At 75.1% G+C, this 2,868-nt stretch carries 1 protein-coding gene and 1 pseudogene; both read right to left on the bottom strand.

The features are described from left to right. Positions 1-1,629: FtsX-like permease family protein (locus AB0C29_RS41690; protein ID WP_360832850.1), on the bottom strand; the 1,629-nt coding region annotated here is incomplete at its 3' end. Continuing rightward, positions 1,626-2,868, bottom strand: a pseudogene (locus AB0C29_RS41685) (ABC transporter permease); the annotation flags it as partial. The pseudogene AB0C29_RS41685 and the gene AB0C29_RS41690, both read right to left, overlap by 4 nt.

The following is a 2,868-nucleotide window of genomic DNA, read 5'->3' as shown; positions in this document are numbered from 1 at the left end:
CAGGACACGGTCGGCGCCGGAGCCCAGGGTGGCCTGCACGGCCCGGACGCGGGCGCCCACGTCGGCGGCGCAGCCCGCGTAACCGGCGACGGCCACGGCCGCGACCAGCATCGCGAACAAGCCCCGGGCACCGGAGCGGCGGGACAGTTGCAGGCCGGCCAGGGCCACACCGAGCCGGCCGCGGCGCAGCGCGCGGACCGCGAAACGGGTGACGACCGGAAGCAGGGCCCGGCCCACCACCAGGGCGAAGGCGAAGACGATCAGGGCGGGCGCGAACAGGCCGGCCCCGGTCGGGTCGCCGGACAGGTTGAGCTGGACCCCGGTGATGATCGCCAGCAGGGCCACCGTCAGGTCCAGGACGGGCGGGCGGCGGCCGGTGACGGGCAGCCGGCGCAGCAACGCCGAGACCGGGCTGAGCAGCTGCCGGCGCTGGGCCAGCAGGGCGGCCAGGACGGCGGCGAGCGCGGCCAGCGGGGCGTAACGCAGCGAGGAGAAGGCCGGGGCGACGCCCACTCCGGGGAACCGCGCGGCCGCGATGGCGTTCACCAGCAGCTGCCCGGCCAGGCAACCGAACAACGCGCCGAGCACGATGGCGACCAGGCTCTCGCCGGTGGCCAGCCACCAGCGTTCCCACCAGCGCGCGCCGCGCAGGGCCACGACGGCCAGCTCGGGGCGGCGGCCCTCGGTGCCGTACCCGACCGCCAGGAAGATGACGAAGCAGGAGAGCAGGACCAGCGGCACGGCGATGACCGGCACGATCACCCGGGCCGCGGCGCGACCGGCCTCGATCCGCGCGAGCAGGTCCGGGATGCCGGTCTCGGTCAGGATCGGCGCCCCGATCTTGATGGTCATGTCCCGCAGCCCGTCCAGCGCGGCCTGGACCCCGGCGAGCTTGTCGACGTCCAGGGCGCCCGGTCCGGCGGCACTGTCGATGGAGAGCTGCGTCTTGCCGTGGTCCATCGTGGACAGCGTGGCGGAGTCGGCGAACACCGGCTCCCCCGCGCGCGGTCCGGGGTCCGCGGCGAAATAGCCGTGCGTGCCCCAGTACACCGCCGTGGGGTCGGGCACCCGGTACGTGCCCACCACGGTCACCCGCTTGGGCTGCCCCTTCGGCTCGAAGCGCGGGGTCCGCGGATCCTGACTGAACTCCGCGTACGTCAGCTCGATGGCGTCACCGGGCGCCAGGGACCGCCGCCGCGCGGTCTGCTCGCCGATGACCACCTCGCCCTCACCGATGAGGCACCGCCCGGCCACGATGCTCAGGTGGCTGCAGACGTCCTGCCGGTAGACGAACCGGGACCGCAGCTTCACGTCCGGCTCGATACCCAGCGTCGGATACTCGGCCGAGAAGACGTTGCTGAAGCCCGGGAACGCGACCAGAGCCGGGCCCACGTTGGTGAAGCTGAGGCTGTCACCCTCCCCGGACCGTGCATCCTCGATCTTGCTGACCTGCAGGCTGCGTTCCCGGGGCAGGGAGGTCTCGACCTGCCCGGCGGCGACGGCCCGGTCGGCGGCCTGCACGTACGCGGGCGCGGCGACCGCGGCGGCGACGCTGACCATCGCGAGCAGCGCGAGGGTGAGGGCCTGGCCACGCCGGCTCCACACCATCGCCAGGACCAGGGCCATCATCGGCTGCTCCCGTGCAGGTCACGAACCAGCGGGCGGACGGCGAGCCAGCTGGTCACGCCGAGGGTGAGCAGCGCGAGCAGCCCGGCCACGAGCAGGGCGGCCGGTCCGAGGGCACCCGGCGGCGGGATCAACGTCCAGTTGTCGGTGAACGGCCGCACGGTGACTCCGACGGCGGGGCGGGCCACGGCCGCTGCCAGCAGACCGGCCAGCAGACCCGCGACCACGAGGGCGGCGCTGCCGGCGTACCCGATGGTGACGGCCGTGCGCAGCGGCAGACCCTGCAGCCGCAGCGCGGACAGCTGATCGAGCTGCGGGCCGCGTTCGACGGCCGCGGCCACGGCGACGGCCGCCGCGGCGAGCAGCAGGCCGACCATCGCGGCCAGCATGGCGAAGCTCGCGCCGACGGCGGTGCCCTGGTCCTCCAGCCGGCCGGCCTGCTCGGCCACCGTGGCGTCGTCGAGCACGGTCAGGCCGCCGGCCCGCAGCGCCGTGAGCACCGACTGCGGGGCGTCCGCGGCCAACCAGACCTGGTACGTGCCACCGAGATCCGAGTCCGCCGCGATCCGCCGGGCGGTGTCCAGGTCCACCAGCACCCCGGCCCCGCCGACCACCGGGAGCACCGGCGCGGTGCCGGCCACCCGGACCCGGACGGGCGCACCACCTAACGCGTAGACGACCGCGTCGCTGAACTGCCAGGCCGGTGGCTGCGCCCCGGCCATCACGACCGGCAGCGGCAGCGCGGCATCCACCGCGAACACCCGGGTGCCGAGTGGCGAGTTGCCACCGTTCTCGTTGCGATCCATGCGCAGGGTCAGCGTGCCGGCGGTGGCGGAGACATCCATCGCCGCGGCCGAGAAGTCCGGGCGCCACCGTCGCGGGTCGCCCAGCGCGGCCGCGTTCAGAACCTCGGCGGAAGGCTCCTGCTGGGACAGGCCGCGGATGGTCACCGCGGCGCTGCTGGACGGCAGGCCGAGCCGGCCGTCGCTGCCGGCCGGCGACGACAGCTGCCAGCGGACCAGCCGGCATCCCGGCGCCGCGGTGCAACCGCTGACCCGGGCGCGGGCCCGGTGCTCACCCGGGGCGACCGGTCCGAAGTCGACGTTGCGGCTCACGCCGGTCGCCTCGTGCTGCAGGACGGCGGTGACCACGACCGGCTGGCTGTCGGCGTTGCGCACCCGCAGGGTCAGCCGGCTGCCGGTGACCATCGTGGCGGGCAGTGTCGTGGCGGAAGGAGCCGAC

This window comes from Actinoplanes sp. NPDC048791 (assembly GCF_040650095.1).
In the GTDB taxonomy this organism is placed as follows: domain Bacteria; phylum Actinomycetota; class Actinomycetes; order Mycobacteriales; family Micromonosporaceae; genus Actinoplanes.
This window is presented reverse-complemented; position numbering and strand designations above follow the sequence as displayed.